This window comes from Pseudomonas sp. NMI760_13, from assembly GCF_021283245.1.
In the GTDB taxonomy this organism is placed as follows: domain Bacteria; phylum Pseudomonadota; class Gammaproteobacteria; order Pseudomonadales; family Pseudomonadaceae; genus Aquipseudomonas; species Aquipseudomonas peradeniyensis.
On record NZ_JAJSRC010000010.1, the window covers coordinates 116,610 to 134,798 of the forward strand.

17 protein-coding genes and 1 tRNA gene are annotated in these 18,189 nt (G+C 67.1%); 11 read left to right on the top strand and 7 right to left on the bottom strand.

Going from position 1 to position 18,189, the window contains the following annotated elements; genetic code table 11:
• Positions 1-85 precede the first annotated feature (85 nt).
• The 5 genes from LU671_RS13305 to LU671_RS13325 all read left to right on the top strand — a co-directional run bounded on the left by LU671_RS13305 (position 86) and on the right by LU671_RS13325 (position 4,210).
• Positions 86-391: a PepSY domain-containing protein gene (locus tag LU671_RS13305; RefSeq protein ID WP_232855885.1), complete on the top strand. Its 306-nt coding sequence runs from the start codon at positions 86-88 to the stop codon at positions 389-391.
• Positions 391-705: a PepSY domain-containing protein gene (locus LU671_RS13310; RefSeq protein ID WP_203647354.1), complete on the top strand. Its 315-nt coding sequence runs from the start codon at positions 391-393 to the stop codon at positions 703-705. The genes LU671_RS13305 and LU671_RS13310 overlap by 1 nt, the downstream gene beginning before the upstream one ends.
• A complete protein-coding gene (locus LU671_RS13315) occupies positions 706-1,374 on the top strand; it encodes a response regulator transcription factor (RefSeq protein ID WP_232855886.1) in 669 nt (222 codons plus the stop codon).
• Complete coding sequence (locus tag LU671_RS13320) at positions 1,371-2,690, top strand: sensor histidine kinase (RefSeq protein ID WP_232855887.1); 1,320 nt, start codon at positions 1,371-1,373, stop codon at positions 2,688-2,690. The genes LU671_RS13315 and LU671_RS13320 overlap by 4 nt, the downstream gene beginning before the upstream one ends.
• A 362-nt stretch (positions 2,691-3,052) precedes the next feature.
• Positions 3,053-4,210: an HPP family protein gene (locus LU671_RS13325; RefSeq protein WP_232855888.1), complete on the top strand. Its 1,158-nt coding sequence runs from the start codon at positions 3,053-3,055 to the stop codon at positions 4,208-4,210.
• Here the strand turns inward: LU671_RS13325 and LU671_RS13330 are convergent.
• Both LU671_RS13330 and LU671_RS13335 read right to left on the bottom strand, forming a co-directional pair.
• Positions 4,184-5,050 carry a LysR family transcriptional regulator gene (locus LU671_RS13330; RefSeq protein ID WP_232855889.1) on the bottom strand — a complete coding sequence of 289 codons (867 nt, stop codon included), beginning with the start codon at positions 5,048-5,050 and terminating at the stop codon, positions 4,184-4,186. The genes LU671_RS13325 and LU671_RS13330 overlap by 27 nt on opposite strands.
• A 61-nt stretch (positions 5,051-5,111) precedes the next feature.
• Positions 5,112-6,401, bottom strand: a complete 1,290-nt coding sequence (locus LU671_RS13335; RefSeq protein WP_232855890.1) for a leucine-rich repeat-containing protein kinase family protein — start codon at positions 6,399-6,401, stop codon at positions 5,112-5,114.
• 153 nt (positions 6,402-6,554) lie between these two features.
• On the opposite strand from LU671_RS13335, the gene LU671_RS13340 reads away from it, so the two are divergent.
• Positions 6,555-8,444, top strand: a complete 1,890-nt coding sequence (locus LU671_RS13340) for a propionyl-CoA synthetase (RefSeq protein ID WP_232855891.1) — start codon at positions 6,555-6,557, stop codon at positions 8,442-8,444.
• 127 nt (positions 8,445-8,571) lie between these two features.
• On the opposite strand, the gene zapE is transcribed toward LU671_RS13340, so the two are convergent.
• Both zapE and LU671_RS13350 read right to left on the bottom strand, forming a co-directional pair.
• Positions 8,572-9,642 (bottom strand): cell division protein ZapE, encoded by a 1,071-nt coding sequence (gene zapE / locus LU671_RS13345; RefSeq protein WP_232855892.1) that lies wholly within the window; start codon positions 9,640-9,642, stop codon positions 8,572-8,574.
• Positions 9,643-9,748: 106 nt separating this feature from the next.
• Positions 9,749-9,991: a hypothetical protein gene (locus LU671_RS13350; RefSeq protein ID WP_050705088.1), complete on the bottom strand. Its 243-nt coding sequence runs from the start codon at positions 9,989-9,991 to the stop codon at positions 9,749-9,751.
• A gap of 395 nt (positions 9,992-10,386) precedes the next feature.
• Between LU671_RS13350 and LU671_RS13355 the strand changes: the two genes are divergently transcribed.
• Positions 10,387-10,461, top strand: a tRNA-Gln gene (locus LU671_RS13355).
• Between the two features lie 56 nt (positions 10,462-10,517).
• Here the strand turns inward: LU671_RS13355 and LU671_RS13360 are convergent.
• Genes LU671_RS13360 through LU671_RS13370 form a run of 3 tightly spaced genes read right to left on the bottom strand, consistent with a single transcriptional unit; the run spans position 10,518 to position 15,638 of the window.
• Positions 10,518-12,902, bottom strand: coding sequence for a hybrid sensor histidine kinase/response regulator (locus tag LU671_RS13360; RefSeq protein ID WP_232855893.1), 2,385 nt, complete (start codon positions 12,900-12,902; stop codon positions 10,518-10,520).
• A gap of 10 nt (positions 12,903-12,912) precedes the next feature.
• A complete protein-coding gene (locus LU671_RS13365; RefSeq protein ID WP_050705090.1) occupies positions 12,913-13,374 on the bottom strand; it encodes a response regulator in 462 nt (153 codons plus the stop codon).
• Positions 13,375-13,385: 11 nt separating this feature from the next.
• Positions 13,386-15,638 (bottom strand): ATP-binding protein, encoded by a 2,253-nt coding sequence (locus LU671_RS13370; RefSeq protein ID WP_232855894.1) that lies wholly within the window; start codon positions 15,636-15,638, stop codon positions 13,386-13,388.
• Between the two features lie 402 nt (positions 15,639-16,040).
• On the opposite strand from LU671_RS13370, the gene LU671_RS13375 reads away from it, so the two are divergent.
• From LU671_RS13375 to LU671_RS13390, 4 genes are read left to right on the top strand one after another with little or no spacing between them, the layout of a single operon-like run.
• A complete protein-coding gene (locus tag LU671_RS13375) occupies positions 16,041-16,568 on the top strand; it encodes a Csu type fimbrial protein (RefSeq protein WP_203647346.1) in 528 nt (175 codons plus the stop codon).
• A 24-nt stretch (positions 16,569-16,592) separates the two neighbouring features.
• A complete protein-coding gene (locus LU671_RS13380; protein ID WP_050705101.1) occupies positions 16,593-17,126 on the top strand; it encodes a Csu type fimbrial protein in 534 nt (177 codons plus the stop codon).
• Between the two features lie 17 nt (positions 17,127-17,143).
• Positions 17,144-17,677: a Csu type fimbrial protein gene (locus LU671_RS13385; RefSeq protein WP_232855895.1), complete on the top strand. Its 534-nt coding sequence runs from the start codon at positions 17,144-17,146 to the stop codon at positions 17,675-17,677.
• Positions 17,678-17,680: 3 nt separating this feature from the next.
• Positions 17,681-18,184: a Csu type fimbrial protein gene (locus LU671_RS13390; RefSeq protein ID WP_186713543.1), complete on the top strand. Its 504-nt coding sequence runs from the start codon at positions 17,681-17,683 to the stop codon at positions 18,182-18,184.
• Positions 18,185-18,189: the final 5 nt, after the last annotated feature.

Below are 18,189 nucleotides of genomic sequence, written 5' to 3' on the forward strand. Positions count from 1 at the left end.
GGCCAGCTGTTTTCAGGTTGAGTTAAGGACCGGTGGTTAATCTTAACCCCGTAGACAAATTACATATCTCGCTGGAGAGAACCTCATGAAAACTTTGACTGCCCTTGTTACTGCCGCTGCCCTGACGTTTGGCGCCAGCGTTGCCCTGGCCGATGTGCCGGCTCACGAGATCAGTGGCCTGGAAAAGGTCGGTACCGTTCAGTCGCTGCAAAAAATCGCAGACATCGCCAAGGCCAAGCACCCGGGCGCCACCATCACCGATTCCGAGCTGGAAAACACCTATGGCCGCTACGTGCTCAAGGTCGAGCTGCGTGATGCGCAGAACGCCGAGTGGGACGTGGACGTCGATGCCAAGACTGGTGAAGTGCTGCGGGACGCCCGGGACAACTGATGGGCGATCTACCGCGAACGACGCGCTATCTTGCCTTCGCATTGATGACCGTCTGCTCGCTGGCCGCCGCGCGCGACCTGGATCAGGATGAAGCCCTGGCCCTTCGGCAAAAGGGCATCATCCTGCCGCTGGAGCAACTGCTCGAGTCCGCCCTGGGGCGTTACCCCGGGGCGCGGCTGCTGGAGGCGGAGCTGGAAGAGAAGCACGAGCGCTACGAGTACGAGGTCGAACTGCTGACCCCGGCCGGCGTGGTGCGCGAGATCAAGCTCGACGCCCGCACCGGCGAGTTGCTCAAAGACGAGGAAGACGACTGAATGCGCCTGTTGCTTGTCGAGGACAATGTCCCCCTGGCCGACGAACTGACCGCCGCCCTGCAACGCCAGGGCTACGCCGTGGACTGGCTGGCCGATGGCCGCGACGCGGTGTACCAGGGCCAGAGCGAACCCTACGACCTGATCATCCTCGACCTCGGCCTGCCCGGCTTGCCGGGGCTCGAGGTACTGGCGCAGTGGCGCGCGGCCAGCCTGGCCACCCCGGTGCTGATCCTTACCGCTCGCGGTTCCTGGGCCGAGCGGATCGAGGGGCTCAAGGCCGGCGCCGACGATTACCTGAGCAAACCCTTCCACCCCGAGGAGCTGCAACTGCGTATCCAGGCCTTGCTGCGCCGGGCCAAGGGGCTGGCCAACCAGCCGAAGCTGGAAGCGGCCGGCCTGCACCTGGACGAATCGCGCCAGTGCGTGAGCCGCGAGGGTATCGATGTCCAGCTCACCGCGGCCGAGTTCCGCCTGCTGCGCTACTTCATGCTGCACCCGGGGCAGGTGTTGTCCAAGAGCCACCTGGCCGAGCACCTGTATGACGGTGAAACCGAGCGCGACTCCAACGTGCTGGAAGTGCACGTCAACCACCTGCGGCGCAAGCTCGGCCGCAGCGTGATCGAGACCCGTCGCGGCCAGGGCTACGTGTACGCCGGGAGCGCCGCGTGAAGTCGATCCAGGCGCGCCTGAGCCTGGGCCTGGTGGCGGTACTGATGGTGGTGGGGCTGGCCCTGGCGCAGTTGACCCTGTGGCTGTTCGAGGCCGGTCTGCAGCGCTACCTGGAAGCGGGCCTGCGCAAGGAGAGCGAGAACCTGCTGGTGGCGCTGGTGCGCGGCCCGTCCGGCTTGCAACTGGACGAGCGACGGCTGTCGGCGGCCTACCAGCAGCCGTTCTCGGGCTACTACTTCCGCATCGATTTCGACCAGGGTACCTGGCGCTCGCGTTCGCTGTGGGACCTGGACATGCCCAAGCCCGGCAAGCCCGGGCTGGATGACGGCCACGAGCTGGGGCCCGAGGGCCAGCAACTGCTGGCCTATCGCGGTGATTACAGGCGCCTGGGGCAGGACATCTCGATCAGCGTGGCCCAGGACTATTCGCCGGTGCGCGAGGGCTTCCGGCACATGCAGCAGATCGGCCTGGGCCTGGGCCTGGTGGCGTTGCTGCTGGTGCTGGTGCTGCAGCGCATCACCGTGACCCGCTCGCTGCGCCCGCTGGAACGGGCGCGTCAGCAGATCGCCCAGCTGCAGCAGGGCCAGCGTTCGCAACTGGACGCCGAGGTCCCCAGTGAGCTGCAACCCTTGGTGGACCAGATCAACCATCTGCTGGCCCATACCGAGGACAGCCTGCGGCGCTCGCGCAATGCCCTGGGCAACCTCGGTCATGCCTTGAAGACACCCTTGGCGGTGCTGCTCAGCCTGGCCGCCAGCGAGCGCCTGCAGGCGCTGCCCGAGGTGCGTGCGCAGATGCGCGAGCAACTGGAGCAGATACAGCAGCGCCTGGCCCGCGAGCTCAATCGCGCACGCCTGGCCGGTGACGCGCTGCCGGGCGCGCAGTTCGACTGTGATGCCGAGTTGCCAGGGCTGCTGGCGACCCTGGGCATGATCCATGGCGAAGGCCTGCTGCTTGAGCGCGATGTACCGTCCGGCCTGTTGCTGCCCTGGGACCGCGAGGACCTGCTGGAGCTGCTCGGCAACCTGCTGGACAACGCCTGCAAATGGGCCGACAGCGAGGTGCGCCTGGGCATCGCGCCGACCGCCGAGGGTTACCGGCTGTGGGTGGACGACGATGGTCCGGGCATCCCTGAGGCGCAGCGCCTGCAGGTGCTCGAGCGCGGCTCGCGGCTGGACGAGCAGGTCGATGGCCATGGCCTGGGGCTGGGTATCGTGCGCGATATCGTCGAGGCCTGGGGCGGGCGCATCGCGCTGCTGGAAAGCCCACAGGGCGGGCTGCGGGTCAGTATCGAACTGCCGCGAAAAGGACGTTGATCGGCGTGCACAACCCCCTGTAGGAGCGGCCTTGTGCCGCGAAAGGGCTGCGCAGCAGCCCCGACGATTTTGCATGATGTAGAGATCGTGGGGCCGCTACGCGCCCCTTTCGCGGCACAAGGCCGCTCCTACAGGGGATTGCAAAACTCGGATCAACCCTGCAAAAAAATTGCAGTTCAGCCGCAGTTTTTTGAATTGGCCCGCCATTGCCCACACCCGGCACAATCCCTCCCCACGAAACCCTGCGGTTTCCATCTCTCCATGGACGGAGCCCCTTGCGCCACTGCATTGCGCAACACAGGGCCCAGGCCGGTCGCGCTGGGCTTTCTTTTTCCGCACAAGAACACGATCCGAATACCTCGATGTCTGCCTCGCGTCCCCAATCCCGCTTTCAGCGCCTGCTTCCGGCGCCCCTGAACATTCCCAAGAAAGAGTGGCTGCGCGCCGGCGTCGGCGCGCTGCTGGGCCTGTTTCTCGCCGGCTATCTGTGCAGCCTGGCCTACGGCCCATCCATCGCCCTGCACCTGCTCGGCCCGCTGGCGGCCTCGGCGGTACTGGTATTCGCCGTGCACTCCGGCCCCCTGGCCCAGCCCTGGCCGGTGCTGGGCAGCTACGCCCTGGCCGGCGTGGTGGGCCTGGCGATGCGTCACGGATTTGGCGACGGTCTGTGGGTCGCGGCGGCGGCGCTGGCTGTGGCGATCCTGGTGATGTGCCTGCTGCGCTGCCTGCACCCGCCCGGTGGCGGCGTGGCGGTGAGCGCGGTACTGGCCGATCCGGGCCTGGTGGCCATGGGCGACCACCTGCTCGAACCGGTGCTGCTCAATGCGCTGGTGCTGGTGGGCGTGGCGGTGCTGTACAACCGCCTGACCGGGGTGCGTTACCCCAAGGGCGCGGTGCCGCGCAAGGACCCGCACCATACTCACGATCCCCTGCCGGGCGAGCGGGTCGGTATCCGGGGCGAAGACCTGGACCAGGCCCTGGCAGAGATCGGCGAGTTCGTCGACGTCACCCGCGACGAGCTGGAGCGCATCATCCTGGCCACCGAGCAGCATGCCTTGCAGCGCAGCCTGGGCGGTATCACCGCGCGCTCGGTGATGTCCCGCGACGTGCAGACCGCGACGCCAGCCACCACCTTGGAACAGGCCTGGAAAATGCTCGCCAGCCACCATCTGAAGACCCTGCCGGTGCTGGAGCACGGCCGCCTGGTTGGAATCGTCAGCCTCAGCGATCTGATCGGCGCGGCAATGGCCCGTGGGCGGTTCAGCTGGCGCGGCCTGTTCCGTCGCCAGCCCGTGCGCCTGGAGCAGGTAATGAGCCGCCGGGTGGTCAGTGTCGACGGCGAGCAGCCCCTAGAACGCTTGCTGCCGTTGCTCGGTGAACAAGGCTTGCACTGTCTGCCGGTGCTCGACGGCGAGCGCCTGGTGGGAGTGATCACCCAGACCGACCTGATCGCCGGCCTCAAGCGACACCTGCTCAGCGCCGCCGCGCCGGGCTCAGATCACCGGGTCCCAGCGCTGTGACCAGTCGCTTTCGCCAGCGGCCACCAGCCGACGCAACACGCTGAAGGCCTGCTGCAAAGCCTCGCTGTCGCGTTCGCGGGCGTGTACCAGGAAGGTCGGGTAGGTAAATTCCGGCGCCTGGGGCACGCGCTCGAACACGCCGCTCTGCAGGTAGGCCTGCACCACCCGCGTGCGGAAATAGCCGCTGCCGCCGCGGTCGAGGATGAACTGCAGGGCCAGCGGCCCGAGGTTGAAGCTCAGGGCCGGGCGTGACAGGTCGGGCAGGGCGGCATCGTGCTGGCGGCGGAAAGCCTCGCCCCAGTCGATGTAGACATACGGTTCGGGCGCATCGACCCGACGCACGCGGATCAGCTTCTCTTCCATCAACTGCTCGACCTGCAGGCCCGGTCCATAGGTTGGCTGGTAGACCAGCGCGGCGTCTAGCAGGCCCATCTCCACCTTGCGCAGCAGCGATTCACCGTCGCTGACCTCGCAGCGGATGGCGTGGCTGGGCAGCTCCCGGTGCAGGGCGCTGACCCAGTCGAGCAGCATCGGGTTGCCCAGGCTCACTTCGGCGCCCACGTGCAGCACCTGCTGGCAGCCCTGGGGCAGCGGCAGGTCGCGGCGCGCCGCTTCCCAGGTTTGCACCAGCTGGTTGGCATAGCTGACGAACGCCTCGCCGTCGCTGGTGAGGCTGGCGCCATTGCGGCTGCGCACGAACAGCTGGCAGCCCAGTTGCTGCTCCAGGCGTTGGACCCGGGCGCTGATCGCGGTCTGCGACACGAACAGGCGCTCGGCGGCGGCAACCAGGCTGCCGCAGCGGACGATTTCCAGGAAGGTGCGGGCCTGATCGATGTCCATGGGGCGCTTCTGTGGCTGAAGGGGTGCCCTATTCTAGAGGCTTTGCACCGTTGTGGGGCGCTTAACCGGGTAATTGCGCCACCAGGCTGGCGAAGGACGGGCGTGCCATCACATCAGCCTGTTGGCAGCGCAGCGCCAGTGCCTGCAACGCGTGCTCCTGCTCGGCGCACTGCTGCAGCAGTTCCTCCAGCAGGATGCCGAAGGCGCGCACCTCCAGGCGTTCGAGCGCCTGGGCCTGGGCCCCGCCATCCTGCGGATGGAACGAGGCGGCGCCGAAATCACCCAGCAGGCACTGGCCATCGTCGTCGAACAGGATGTTGTGGGCATAGAGATCGCCATGGCTCAAGCCACGCTCATGCAGGTGGGCGCAGACCGAGGCGATGCCGCCGGTCAGGCGGCGCAGGGCGGGCAAGGTCAGGCGGCGGTTGTCCGGGTAGCGGTCGCGGGTGCAGCTTTCGAGGCTGGGCGGACCGGCCAGGTTCGACCAGTGCGCGTCGATCAGTTGCATCACCAGGGCCGGCAGTTGTTGCGGGTGGTCGTCGATGCGTCCGGCCAGGCGCACCAGCTGCGGGTGGTCACCGGCGGCAATGCAGGCGCTCATTTCTGCCAGTGGCGAGCCATCGCTGGTGATCGCGCCCTTGTACAGCTTGACCGCCACCGGGGCATCCTGGTCGCGCAGGCGGGCACGGTGAATCACTCCGGAGGCGCCACGACCGAGTTCTTCTTCAAGGTCGATGTCCTGCCAATGCAGCACCGGGCAGTGCCCGTCCGTGGCGGGGGCGACCAGGCCCGGCGGCAGCGGGTTGTCGGCATACGCCAGCCAGGCCAGGCGTGGCATGCGCAGCAACCAGTCGGGCAGGGCTTGCAGGCGGTTGCTGGCGACGCGCAGCAGCTCCAGTCGCTCGCAGCGCGCCAGGCTTTGCGGCAGGGCGCGCAGGCAATTGCCGGCGAGCATCAGTTTCTGCAGCTGAGCACAGTCGCCCAGGGCTTCGGGCAGTTGTTCCAGCGCGTTGTCGGTGAGCACCAGCGAACGCAGCGCGGGTGGCAGCGCCTGGGCGTCGACCCGGGTGATGCGGTTGCTCCTGAAACCTGCGGTCTCGAGTGCCTGGCAACGGCCGATGGCGTGGGGCAGGTGGGTAAACCGGTTATTGGAGCAGAACAGCACCTTGAGCCGGGTCAGGCGGTGCAGGTCCGCGGGCAGGTCACTCAGCCTGTTGCCGGTGAGGTCGAGTACCTCGAGGCTGTCGGCCAGGTCGAAGATCTCCCGGGGGAAATCGGTCAGCTCCTGGCAGAGGTTCAGGCGGGTGATGCCGCGCAGGCGGCCGGCGCGCAGGTCGTCGAGGGTATGCATGGGACTGTTCTGTGTTCGGGGGCGAGCATTGTAAGCGCTCGGGTGCGGCAAATCTGCATATGGGTTGCGACTTAAGTCCGATGGCGGCGCCGTCACCCCGGTCCATACTCAAGGTTCGCCCTTCAATAACAACAAGTACCGGGTTGCGAACCAATGACCTATCAGCACAGCTACGCCCATTCCATTTCCGATCCCGCCGACTTCTGGCAAGCCCAGGCCGAGCAGCTGGCCTGGCAGCGCAAGCCGACCCAGATCCTGCAGCAGAACACCGACGGCACCCACCGCTGGTTCGCCGACGGCCGCCTCAACAGCTGCCACCTGGCCCTCGACCACCAGATCGAGCAGGGCCGCGGCGAACAACTGGCGCTGATCTACGATTCGCCCGTGACCGGCGTACAGCAGGCCTTCACTTATAACCAGCTACGTGACGAAGTCGCGCGCCTGGCCGGCTTGTTGCGCTCATTGGGCGTGGGCAAGGGCGACGGGGTGATCATCTATATGCCGATGGTGCCCCAGGCGGCCATGGCCATGCTCGCCTGCGCCCGCATCGGCGCGGTGCATTCGGTGGTGTTCGGCGGCTTTGCCGCCAACGAACTGGCCCTGCGCATCGACGATGCCCGGCCGGCGCTGCTGCTCACGGCCTCGTGCGGGATGGAGTTCGACCGGGTGATCGAATACAAGCCCCTGGTCGACCGCGCCCTGCAGCTGGCCCGTCATCAGCCGCGGCATGTGCTGGTGCTGCAACGCCCGCAGGTGCGCGCCGAGTTGCAGGCCGGGCGCGACCTGGACTGGCAGCATGCGCTGGTCGGCGCCGAGCCGGTGGCACCGGTGGCGCTGGACGCGGGTGACCCGCTGTACATCATGTACACCTCCGGCACCACCGGCAAACCCAAGGGCATCGTGCGCGAGAACGGCGGCAACGCGGTCGCCCTGTGCTACGCCATGCGCCATGTCTACGGCATGCAGGCGGGCGATGTGTGGTGGGGCATTTCCGATGTGGGCTGGGTGGTCGGCCATTCGCTGATTGTCTACGGGCCGCTGATGAGCGGCTGCACCACGGTGTTCTACGAGGGCAAGCCGATCCGCACCCCGGATGCCTCGGCCTACTGGCGGGTGGTGGAGCAGTACAAGGTCAACGGCTTGTTCTGCGCGCCCACCGCCATGCGCGCGATCCGCAAGGAAGACCCGGACGGTGAGCTGATCCGCCGCCACGACCTGGGCTCGCTGCGCCAGCTGTTCCTGGCCGGGGAGAAGCTCGACTCCAGTACTCATGAATGGCTCGAGCGGGTCAGCGGCAAGGCGGTACATGACCACTGGTGGCAGACCGAGACCGGCTGGCCGGTGACCGCGCCCTGTGTTGGCCTTGAAGGCAGCGCGGCGCGGCCGGGGTCGAGCAACCGCGCGGTGCCGGGCTACCACGTGCAAGTGCTGGACGACGACGGCAAGCCGTTGGGCCCCAACCAGCAGGGCGCCATCGTCATCACCCTGCCGTTGCCGCCGGGCTGCAGCCAGACGCTGTGGGGCGATCACGAGCGCTACCTGCAGGCCTACCTGCACAGCTATCCGGGCTATTACCACACCGGCGACGGCGGCTATCTCGACGAGGACGGCTTCGTCTACATCATGGGGCGCACCGATGACGTGATCAACGTCTCCGGGCATCGGTTGTCGACCGGTGAAATGGAGGACCTGGTGGCGCGTCATCCGGCGGTGGCCGAATGCGCGGTGATCGGCGTGCACGACGAGATCAAGGGCCAGGTGCCGTTGGCGCTGGTGGTGCTCAAGGACGGCCAGGGCATTGGCGAGGCGCAGTTGCAGGGCGAGCTGGTGGCCAGCGTGCGGGAACAGATTGGTGCGCTGGCATGCTTCAACCGGGTGCGCCTGGTCAAGCGCCTGCCCAAGACCCGCTCGGGCAAGATCCTGCGGGCGGTGCTGCGCAAGATCGCCGATGGGCAGGACTATGTGCCGCCCTCGACACTGGATGATCCGGCGGTGCTGGCTGAAATTGAAGGCGTGCTGGCGGACCTGCCCAGGGCAGGTTGAAGTCATCGCGGGGCAAGTCCGCTCCTACAGGGGGAGTGCAATCCTCTGTAGGAGCGGCCTTGTGCCGCGAAAGGCTGCAAAGCAGCCCTGGCAACTCCAAGCCGGGCGCCCTTGAAAAGGCTGGTGCTTAGGCCCCCACCTGATGCAACTGCCCCAACCGGCTGCGGGTACGCATCAGGTCGGCAAGCGACCCGCCCAGGCTCTGTTCCAGCGGCCGCTTGCCGATCACCGTCACCTGGCGATCCTGGTCATACAGCACATCCACCAGGTTGACGAAGCGCTGCTGCGCCGCCAGCGAGCATTCGGCCAGGTCGTCCAGGCCCACGATGATCCAGTGGTCATAGCGTTCGGCCAGGGCCAGGTAGTCGATCACCGCGGTGGGCTGCTCGCACAGGTCGTGAAAACTGAATACGACCTGGCGTCCCTCGCTGGCCAAGGCGCGCAACGGGCGCTGGTTGACCTCCAGTTGCAGTGGCTGCGACGCGGGTAGCCGCAAGCGCACGCGCTGCTGCGCGTCGCCCGGCCAGACATAATGCCCCTGGGTAAACCGCTGATGCTCATGGTTGGCCGGCAGGCTGCGAAAATCCGTGTCACCGTTCACTTCCACCACCTGCATGCGGCTGGTGATCAGGCGGATCACCGGCAGGAAGCGCTGGTGGTACAGCGGGTTGGGCAGCAACCCCTCGGGGGCGTAGTTGGAGGTGACCAGCAGGAACACGCCACGGGCGAACAGGGCATCGAACAACCGGGTGAGCAGCATGGCGTCGCCGATGTCGTGGACGTGGAACTCGTCGAAACACAATACCCGGCAATCCCCCAGCAGTTCGTCGAGGGTCGCCTCCAGGGCATCGTCCAGCGCCCGATGGCGATGCATCCCCTGGTGCAGACGGGCGAAGAAGTCATGGAAGTGCAAGCGACGCTTGGCCGCCGTCGGCACGGCCTGGAAGAAGCCATCGAGCAGCCAGCTCTTGCCACGTCCGACCGCACCGTGCAGGTACAGGCTGCGTGCCTGGCCCGTCGCGAGCGCGGCCAACTGCGTGGCCATCGCTGCGATCACCTGTCGTTGCCCGTCACTCAGGGTGTAGCCGCGTTCGGTCGCGCGGTCCTGGAAGTAGTTCGCAAGGGCGCTGTGCGCAGGTGGCTCGTGACGCAAACGTTGGCCGAGCAGGCGCAAGGGCGCGGGAATCCAGGTGGACAAGTGACAGGCTCCTCGGGGCGGATCTGGGGCAGAGCGCAGCTTGCGCGACGCCGGGCATTTTGACCAATCGAGAATCTGTCGGGCAATGATCGTGAAATGCGATAGGTCAGGCCTTGTGCTCCAGCTGTCGCTCGATCATGTACTTGATCGCCAGGCGGCGCTCCTTGAGATGGCGCAGGTCGTCGTCCTGGAAGTTGCCGGCCGAGATCGACTCGGCAGCCAGCACCTGGTTGTCGATGTCCATGTACTCGTCGAGCAGACGGTCGAGCTGCGGGTCGTGCTGGCGTCGCTGCTGGACGATCTCGCGGGGGTAGTGCAGGTCCTGGTAGAGGTCGTGGGAAACAGGCATGGCGTCCTCCTTGTGATGCGCCGATGGGGTCTATCTGGTTGGAAGGGAGGAATGCGATTGTGTTGAGGCAAGGAGGGGGAATTGCGACGAATGGTTGTCGTGGAGACTATCGCGGGGCAAGCCCGCTCCCACGCCAGAACACTTTGCCTTTGGGAAATCATTGCGCAGAGCATCGTCTGCGTGGGAGCGGGCTTGCCCCGCGAGAGGGCCGGCAGAAACCCCACAAATTCGGGCTGGTACAACTAACCTGCTGTTTTTCTGCGTTTTTTTCAAAAAAAAGCTTTCCACCTCGAAAAAAGGTTGTTAAAGTGCCGGCCATTCCCAAGCAGCAACACACGGCGCTGCAAGGGGGTTGTCAGTGAGGCAGTGAGTCAGTCACTCGCCAGATCCGATACAGGGGCGTCGCCAAGCGGTAAGGCAGCAGGTTTTGATCCTGCCATGCGTTGGTTCGAATCCAGCCGCCCCTGCCATTTTTCAAGCTATACCTTCTCCTTAAATCGCCTTTCGGCGATTTTTTCGTTTCTGCCTACCGGTTTTCCAGCAGCTCGGCCAATGCTTGGGCGAGGGCGTGTTCTTGCACCGGTTTCTGCAGCACCTGGCACCCCGGCAACTCCAGCCCTTGCAACTGCGCGTAGCCAGTGAGGAACACCACGGGCAGCCGTGGGTAGCGCTCGCGGGCCGCCAGGGCCAACTGGGCACCATTGAACTCGGGCATGGCGAAGTCGGTGAGCAGCAGGTCGATGCGCTCGTCGAGCAGCGCCATGGCCTGCTTGCCGTCATGCGCCTGCTGCACCTCATAGCCTTGGCGGCGCAGCAGGTCGCCGATCATCTCGCGCACCAGGTGGTCGTCGTCCACCAGCAGGATGCGCCGGTCCGTGCCCTGGCCGGACGGCGGACGCAGTTCATCCTGACCTGTCGTCAAGGCATCGGCGCGGGCCTTCACCGCTGGCAGGTAGACACTGACCAGGGTCCCGCGGCCCGGCGTCGTGTCGATGCGCACGCCGCCGCCGGACTGCTTGGCGAAGCCGAACACCTGGGCCAGCCCCAGGCCCGAGCCCTTGCCGATGTCCTTGGTGGTGAAGAAGGGCTCGAACGCCTTGGCCAGCACGTCCTCGCTCATGCCGCAGCCGCTGTCGCGGATGCTCAGCACCACATAGTCACCGGGCTCCGGTTCTTCCGGGCGCTGCGCACGAGTGCTGACCCGGGTGTTACGTGTGGCCAACGTCAGTTGGCCTCCCTCGGGCATCGCGTCGCGAGCGTTGATCGCCAGGTTGAGGATGATCATCTCGGTCTGGGTCGGGTCGGTCAGGGCCTGCCACAGGCCGCTGTCCAGCTCCAGGCGTACCGAGATGCTGCCGCCCAGGGTGCGGCGCAGCAGTTCCTCCAGCCCCGAGAGCGTGCGGTTGAGGTTCAGCGGCACCGGCTCCAGCCGCTGCTTGCGGGAGAACGCCAATAGCTGAGCGGTCAGCTTGGCCCCGCGCTCGCCCGCCTCGCGGATGTGCTGCAGGCGTTTGTGGGCCTTGTCCAGCAAGCCCTTGTCCAGGTCGCTCTGCAGGAAGCTGGCGCCGGTGAGAATCACCGTCAGCAGGTTGTTGAAGTCGTGCGCCACCCCGGCGGTGAGCTGGCCGACCGCTTCCAGGCGCTGCATCTGCTGCAGCGCGGCCTCGATGCGTTCACGCTCGGCAATCTGCTCGCGCAGGCGCTCGTTGGCCTCGGCCAGGTCCAGCACCGCCTCGCGCTCGCTGGAGATGTCGCGGGCGACTACGTGCAGCAGGTTGTCGTCCGGCACCACCACCCATGACAGCCAGCGTTGCTGGCCTTCGGCATGCAGGATACGGCCGACGAAGCGGGCGCTGGTGCGCCCCTGGGACAGCGCGGCCAGTTCGGTGAGCAAGCTTTCCTGGTCGGCCTCCGGCAGCAGATGCAGCAGCGAGATCTGCGCCAGGCGCTCGCGAGGGAAGCCCAGCGCCGTCTCCCAGGCCGGGTTCAACGCCACGGGAGTCAGGTCCTTGTTGAGCACTGCCAGCAGATCCTGGGACAGCTCCCAGGCGCGGTCACGCTCGCGGGTGCGGCGCTCGACCCGCTCGCCGAGCATTTCGTTGAGCTGTTCCAGCGCCTGGGTGGCCTGGCGCTGCTGGTGGATGTCCTGCAACACGCCGGAAAAACGCACGCACAGGCCGTCGACGAACTGGGTCTGGCCGGTGGACAGCAGCCAGCGTGGCTCCAGCGCGCCGGTCTGGGCGATGCGGAATTCGGCGCGGTAGTGGCCGTCGCTGTCCGCGCGCATGGCCTGCTCCACCGCGTCGCGCACGCGCGGCAGGTCGTCGGGATGGATGCCGGCGTAGAACACCTCGAGGCTCATCCGGGTGTCGCCGGGCAGCCCGAACAGCATCTTGCAGCGATCGTCCCAGACCATCTGCCCGTCCTGCGGATGGTAGTCCCAGGTGCCCATGCCGGCGGCGTCGATGGCGATGCGCGCGCGGGCCTCGGCCTGGGCCAGGGCCTCTTCGGCGCGGCGCCGGCGCTGGCGTTCCTGCACTTCGGTGAGTGCCCGACGCACCGCCTTGGGCAGCAGCGGCAGGTTCTTCTTCAGTACGTAGTCGGTGGCGCCGAGGCGGATCATCTCCACCGCGTGCTCCTCGCCGTAGATGCCCGAGAGGAAGATGAACGGAACGTGCGGGGCCAGGCGCTGCGCGGTGGCCAGCACGTCGGCGCCGGAGGAGCCCGGTAGCACGCAGTCGCACAGGATCAAATCGTAGGAGGCTTCGCGCAGGGCATGCTCGGCACCGACATGGTCGAACACCAGCCGCGATTGCACCTGCAACCCGCTGCGCTCCAGGCGCACCAGGATCAGCTCGGCATCCATGGCGCTGTCTTCGACCATCAACAGCTTCAGCGGGGTGTGCTGCATCGTGCTCGCCTCAATTGCTGCCGCGTCGGTTCAGGCGCAACGAACCGGGTGGTGGTTCGTTGAGCACCGCCCAGAACATGCCGAGGTCGGAGATCGCGGTGACGAACTCCTTGAACTCCACCGGCTTGACCACGTAGGCGTTGACCCCCAGCTCATAGGCCCGGCGCAGGTCAGGGCCTTCCCGCGAGGAGGTCAGCATGACGATGGGGATGCTGCGCAACTCGGCGGTGTCGCGCACCACCTTGAGTACTTCCAGGCCATCGACCTTGGGCAGCTTGAGGTCGAGCAGCATCACCGCCGGGTTGCCATCATCGCGTTCGGCATAGGCGTTGCGTCGCAACAGGTAGTCCAGCGCGTCGGCGCCATCGCGCACGACGATGACCTCGTTGGCCAGTTGGCTGCGCTCCAGGGCGAGAAGGGTCAGTTCGAGGTCTCTGGGATTGTCTTCGACCAGCAGGATGGGTTTGAGCATGATGTCCGGCCTCAGGCAGACGTGGGGTGGAGGGGTAGGGTGAAGTGGAAACTGGCGCCCTGGTCGATGTGTCCCTCGGCCCAGACCCGGCCATCGTGGCGCTCGATGATCCGCCGTACGCTGGCCAGGCCGATGCCGGTGCCCTCGAATTCTTCCATGCGGTGCAGGCGCTGGAACACCCCGAACAGCTTGTCGGCGTAGGCCATGTCAAAGCCTACGCCATTGTCGCGCACATGGAACTCGATCTCGTGCCGGTGGCGCACGGCACCGATCTCGATGCGCGCCGGGTCGCGGCCACGGGTGTACTTGATGGCGTTGGCGATCAGGTTGTGCAAGACCATGTTGATGAAGGCCGGGTCGGCGATCACCTTGGGCAGCTCGGCGATTTCCCAGACGATGGCGCGGCCGGCGTAGTCCGGGGCCATCTCGGCGCGAATGGCATCGATCAGGGTGTTGAGGTCGACATCGGACAGGCGCAGCGCCGAGCGACCCATCTGCGAGAAGTTCAGCAGGTTGTCCACCAGGGTGCCGGCGAACTGCGCGGCATCCTCGATATGGCCGAGGAAGCGCTTGCCGCGTTCGGACAGCTGCGCGCCCTCGGTCTCGCCGAGCAGCTCGCTGTAGCCGGCGATGTGCCGCAACGGCGCGCGCAGGTCATGGGACACACTGTAGGAGAACGCTTCGAGTTCCTTGTTCGAGCGTCTCAGCTCGCCGGCCAGCTGCGCCATTTCCTCGGCCTTGCGCAGGACGATGCCGAGCACCGCGCCGCGCAGCTCCTGCACGCCTTCGATGATCAGCGGATCCCAGGGCGCGCTGAAGCCGCGCACTTCCTCCTGCCAGCGTTCGAAGCTGTGCCGCGGGTTGAGGTTGCCTTGGGGGGCCACGGTCTTCTCCGGGCGGCCGGCCCAGTTCACCGTATGGGCCTGCTCGGGGCGGAACCACAGCAGATAATGCGAATGGATCTGCGAGATCGCCACCGCCAGCACGCCGGCGGCATGCCGGGCCAGTTCCGGCAGCTCATCGATATCGCGCCGCACGTTGTCGGTATGGAACACCGCGTCGCCGCCGCGCCACGCCAGCCAGTGCGCCAGGGCGTTGACCTGCGCCGCCGGCGGCGTTGCGCCGATCAGGTCGCAGCGTTCGGCGCTGATGATCGCCGCACCGGTGGCCCCGGCGAACTGCAGCATCACCTCGGGCAGGGCCAGCAGGCCGTCACTGACGCTGTCGTGATCGGCCATCGCGGCGAGCATGCGCACGATGCGCTGGCGCAGGTCGAGGAGCTGGCGGGTGCTGTCGTGCGACTCGATGGCCTCGATCTGCAGCGACAGCACGTTGGCCAGCAGCTCGCAGGCGGTGCGGGTCTTGAAGTCCACCGGGCGCGGTTGCTCGTGGTGGCAGGAGACCAGCCCCCAGAGCCGGTCGTTGACCACGATGGACAGCGACATCGAGGCCAGGGTGCCCATGTTGCGCATGTACTGCAGGTGCACTGGCGAGACGCTGCGCAGCGCGGCGAAGCTCATGTCCAGGGCCTTGCCGGTGCGCGGGTTGGCGGCCGGCACCAGCGGCGAGGGCTGGTAGTTGGCGTCCTCGATCACCCGGATACGGTTGATCCGGTACAGCTCGCGGGCCTGGCGCGGTATGTCCGAGGCCGGGAAGCACAGCCCCAGGTAGCTGGGGTAGCCAGGGTCGGCGTCCTCGGCCAGGACCGTGCCGGTGCCCTCGCTGTCGAAGCGGTAGGCCTTGACCCGGCCGAAGCCGGTGATGCGCTTGATCTGCCGCACCGACTGCTGCAACAGCTCGTCGATCCGGGTGGCCTGGTGCAGGGTGCTGACGAAGGCGCGGACCAGGGGGTAGTAGTCGTCCTTGCCGGTGTTGCCCGGCGGGTTGCGCAGAGGCTCGAACTCGAGGATCAGCACCTGGTCGTGACGGTGGGCCAGCACCCGTAGCGCGGTGGGCCAGGGCGCGCCGTGGTGCAGGTGCGCATCGCCGATGTGGAACGGGAAGATTTCATCATCGGGCAGGTTCGCCAGCTGTAGGCGCAGATCGAAGCCTTCGCCGACCAGTTCGGCGAAGGCCTGGCCGGCCAGGGCGCGGGCCGGTACACCCAGCCAGCGCTCGGCATTCTCGCTGGCCTGGAGCACGCGCAGGTCGGTCTCGTCCAGCACCAGCAGGAAACCCTGGGGCTGAATGCTGCCCGGAACCTGGATCGGTTCCTGGGCACAGCGCTCGATTGCCTGGTCGAGTGAGGTCGGGTCGGTCGTCACGGGACTCTCCTGTTAGGGTCCGTCCACGCATGGGCCATGCGTATGCACAGGATATTGTTGGTGAACGGTATCAGAATGGCGGCCGCTTTGCCGGGGTCTGGTTATTTGAAAGGTGATGGGCGCCAGGGTTTCGTGGCTGGGGTGGGAAATTTTCCTGCGGATGTGGTTGCCGGGTGCCTGGCGACAGGTTTGCAGCGCTCTCGAGATCGAGCGCCGCGCGGGCGGCGCTCGGTCTCACAGGCGCCAAAACACTCCCGGCGAACACCATGGCAACCCACGGCCTTTCGACAACCCCTCCACCCAGCCCTTTTCATTAATGCCAAAGAGGGGTAGGCCCACCCCGGCCCGGATCCAATCGCGCTGCTACGCTCAAGCTCAACCCATACGCACAAGGATCGACCGGTGACGGAGCGCTTAGTGGCCATGCTGTTGGGCCTGTGGTTGAGTGGCAACGCCATGGCAGCGGATTTTCTCGTTGAAGTGCAGGTGCGCGTGCAGCGCGGCTGCATGCTGGTCAACCAGCAGCGCGACGCCGGCCCGCAGGCACTGGGGCGCATCGACCTGGGCAGCGTGGCGCGCCTGGACGGCCCGGGCGCGCCGGCCAGTGGCGTGCTGCTCGCCCAGCGCCCGCCGCGCCTGGAATGCAACCCGGACACCCCGTACCAGGTGCGTGTCGATGGCGGCCAGCACGGCGGCGTCGGCGAAGTGCGCTACCTCGCCAGCCCCGATGCCCAGGCCCGGCCGATTCCCTACCGCCTTTACCGTGACGCCGCCTGGCGCCAGCCGCTGGCGGTGGACGTGGCGCAATCGGCGCGGGTGCCGGACAGCGGCTCGGTGGAGCTGCCCCTCTACGCACGGATCGACACGCTGGCCTGGGCGCCCCGCGCCGGGCTGTACGCCGACTTGCTCAAAGTCACGGTCACCTGGTAAGGAGGCTGCATGCTCATGGACGCGTTGCACCGTGGTTCGATCCTGCTGCTGACCCTCGGCCCGCTGCTGCTGCCCAGTGGCGCGGCCCACGGCACCACAACCGGCTTCATCCAGGCACGGCTGGTGATCAGCGCCGCCTGCCAGATCAGCAGCGACCCGCAACCGGCCACCCTGGGCAACCCGGGCCTGATGGACTTCGGTGCCCGCGGGCCGACCTGGGACCAGCCGCTGACCAGCCGGGTCGACGAAGCCGGCGGCGAGGGCAGCCTGCAGATCAGCTGCTCGCCGCAGGTGCGCGCCTTCAGCGTGCGCATCAACGGCGGGCAGAACGGCAACGACGGCGTGCGCCGCCTGAGCAACGGCCGCGAGCTCATTCCCTATCAACTGGCCATCGACCCCGGCGGCAACAGCCGCTACGGCATCGGCCAGGCCCGTACCTTCACCATAAGCGGCACCCAGCAGGTGCCCGTGCCCATCTATGGCGTGGTGGTCGCGCAACCGCGCGCGCTGCCCGCCGGGCTGTATCGCGACACCCTCAGGGTGACCCTGGACTGGTAACACGCAAGGAGATTCCGATGCCCAAGCACCTCACCCGCTGCATCCTCGCCGCCCTTGGCCTGGCCCTGGTCGCCCAGGCCCAGGCCGCCACCGTGACCGGCACCATCAGCTCGACCCTGACGCTGACCGCCGCCTGCCAGGTCAACGGCAGCGGCGGCACCTCGGGGCTGAACTTCGGCAGCCTCAACTTCGGCACCCAGGACTCGCTGTTCACCACCGCCAATGGCCAGGTGCTCGGCGGCGGTGGCGGGGCCATGAGCATTCTCTGCTCGGCAGGCACGGTGCCGACGATCAAGGTGCGTGCCGGTACCCATGACTCGCAGTCCGCCGGCGGGACCCGGGCCCTGGCCGATGGCGCGGGCAATTTCGTGCCCTACGACTTCTACACCGACGCCGGGCACACTCAGCTGCTGGCGATCGACGGCACCATCACCCTGCCGACCAGCACCGGCGTGGCGCAGACTGTCAACCTGTACGGCCAGGCCCGCGGCAAGGCCGGCCTGCCGGCCGGGGTGTACACCGACACGGTGGCGGTCGAGCTGAGTTTCTGAGCCATGCCGGGCACGGCGCGGCTGCTGGCCGTCGGGCTGTGCCTGGCGCTGACCCAGGGTGCCCATGCGGTCACCACCAGCACCTTCCAGGTGACGGCGCAGATCGTCGCCGGCTGCCTGGTGGTCGGCGGTGTGACGGCCTATGGCGTGCTCGACTACGGCACCAGCTCGGCGCTGTCCACCGCCACCCTGAGCACCTCGCTCGGCGGCAGCACGGTGACCTTCCAGTGCACCCCCGGCGTGGCCCTGAGCATGAGCCTGGACGGCGGCCAGAACAGCGCCAGCGGCACGCGCAACCTCAAGCGTTCGGGGGGCACGCAGTTGCTGGCCTACCAGCTGTACCGCGACGCCGCGTTCAGCCAGAGCCTGGGCATCGGCAGCAGCGTGGCGGTGAGCTACAGCGACCCGACGGCGATCAAGCTGCCGGTCTATGGCCGTACCACCCTGACCGGCACCCTGCCGGCCGGGACCTATACCGATGTCGTGCAAGTGACGGTGACCTGGTGACAGGC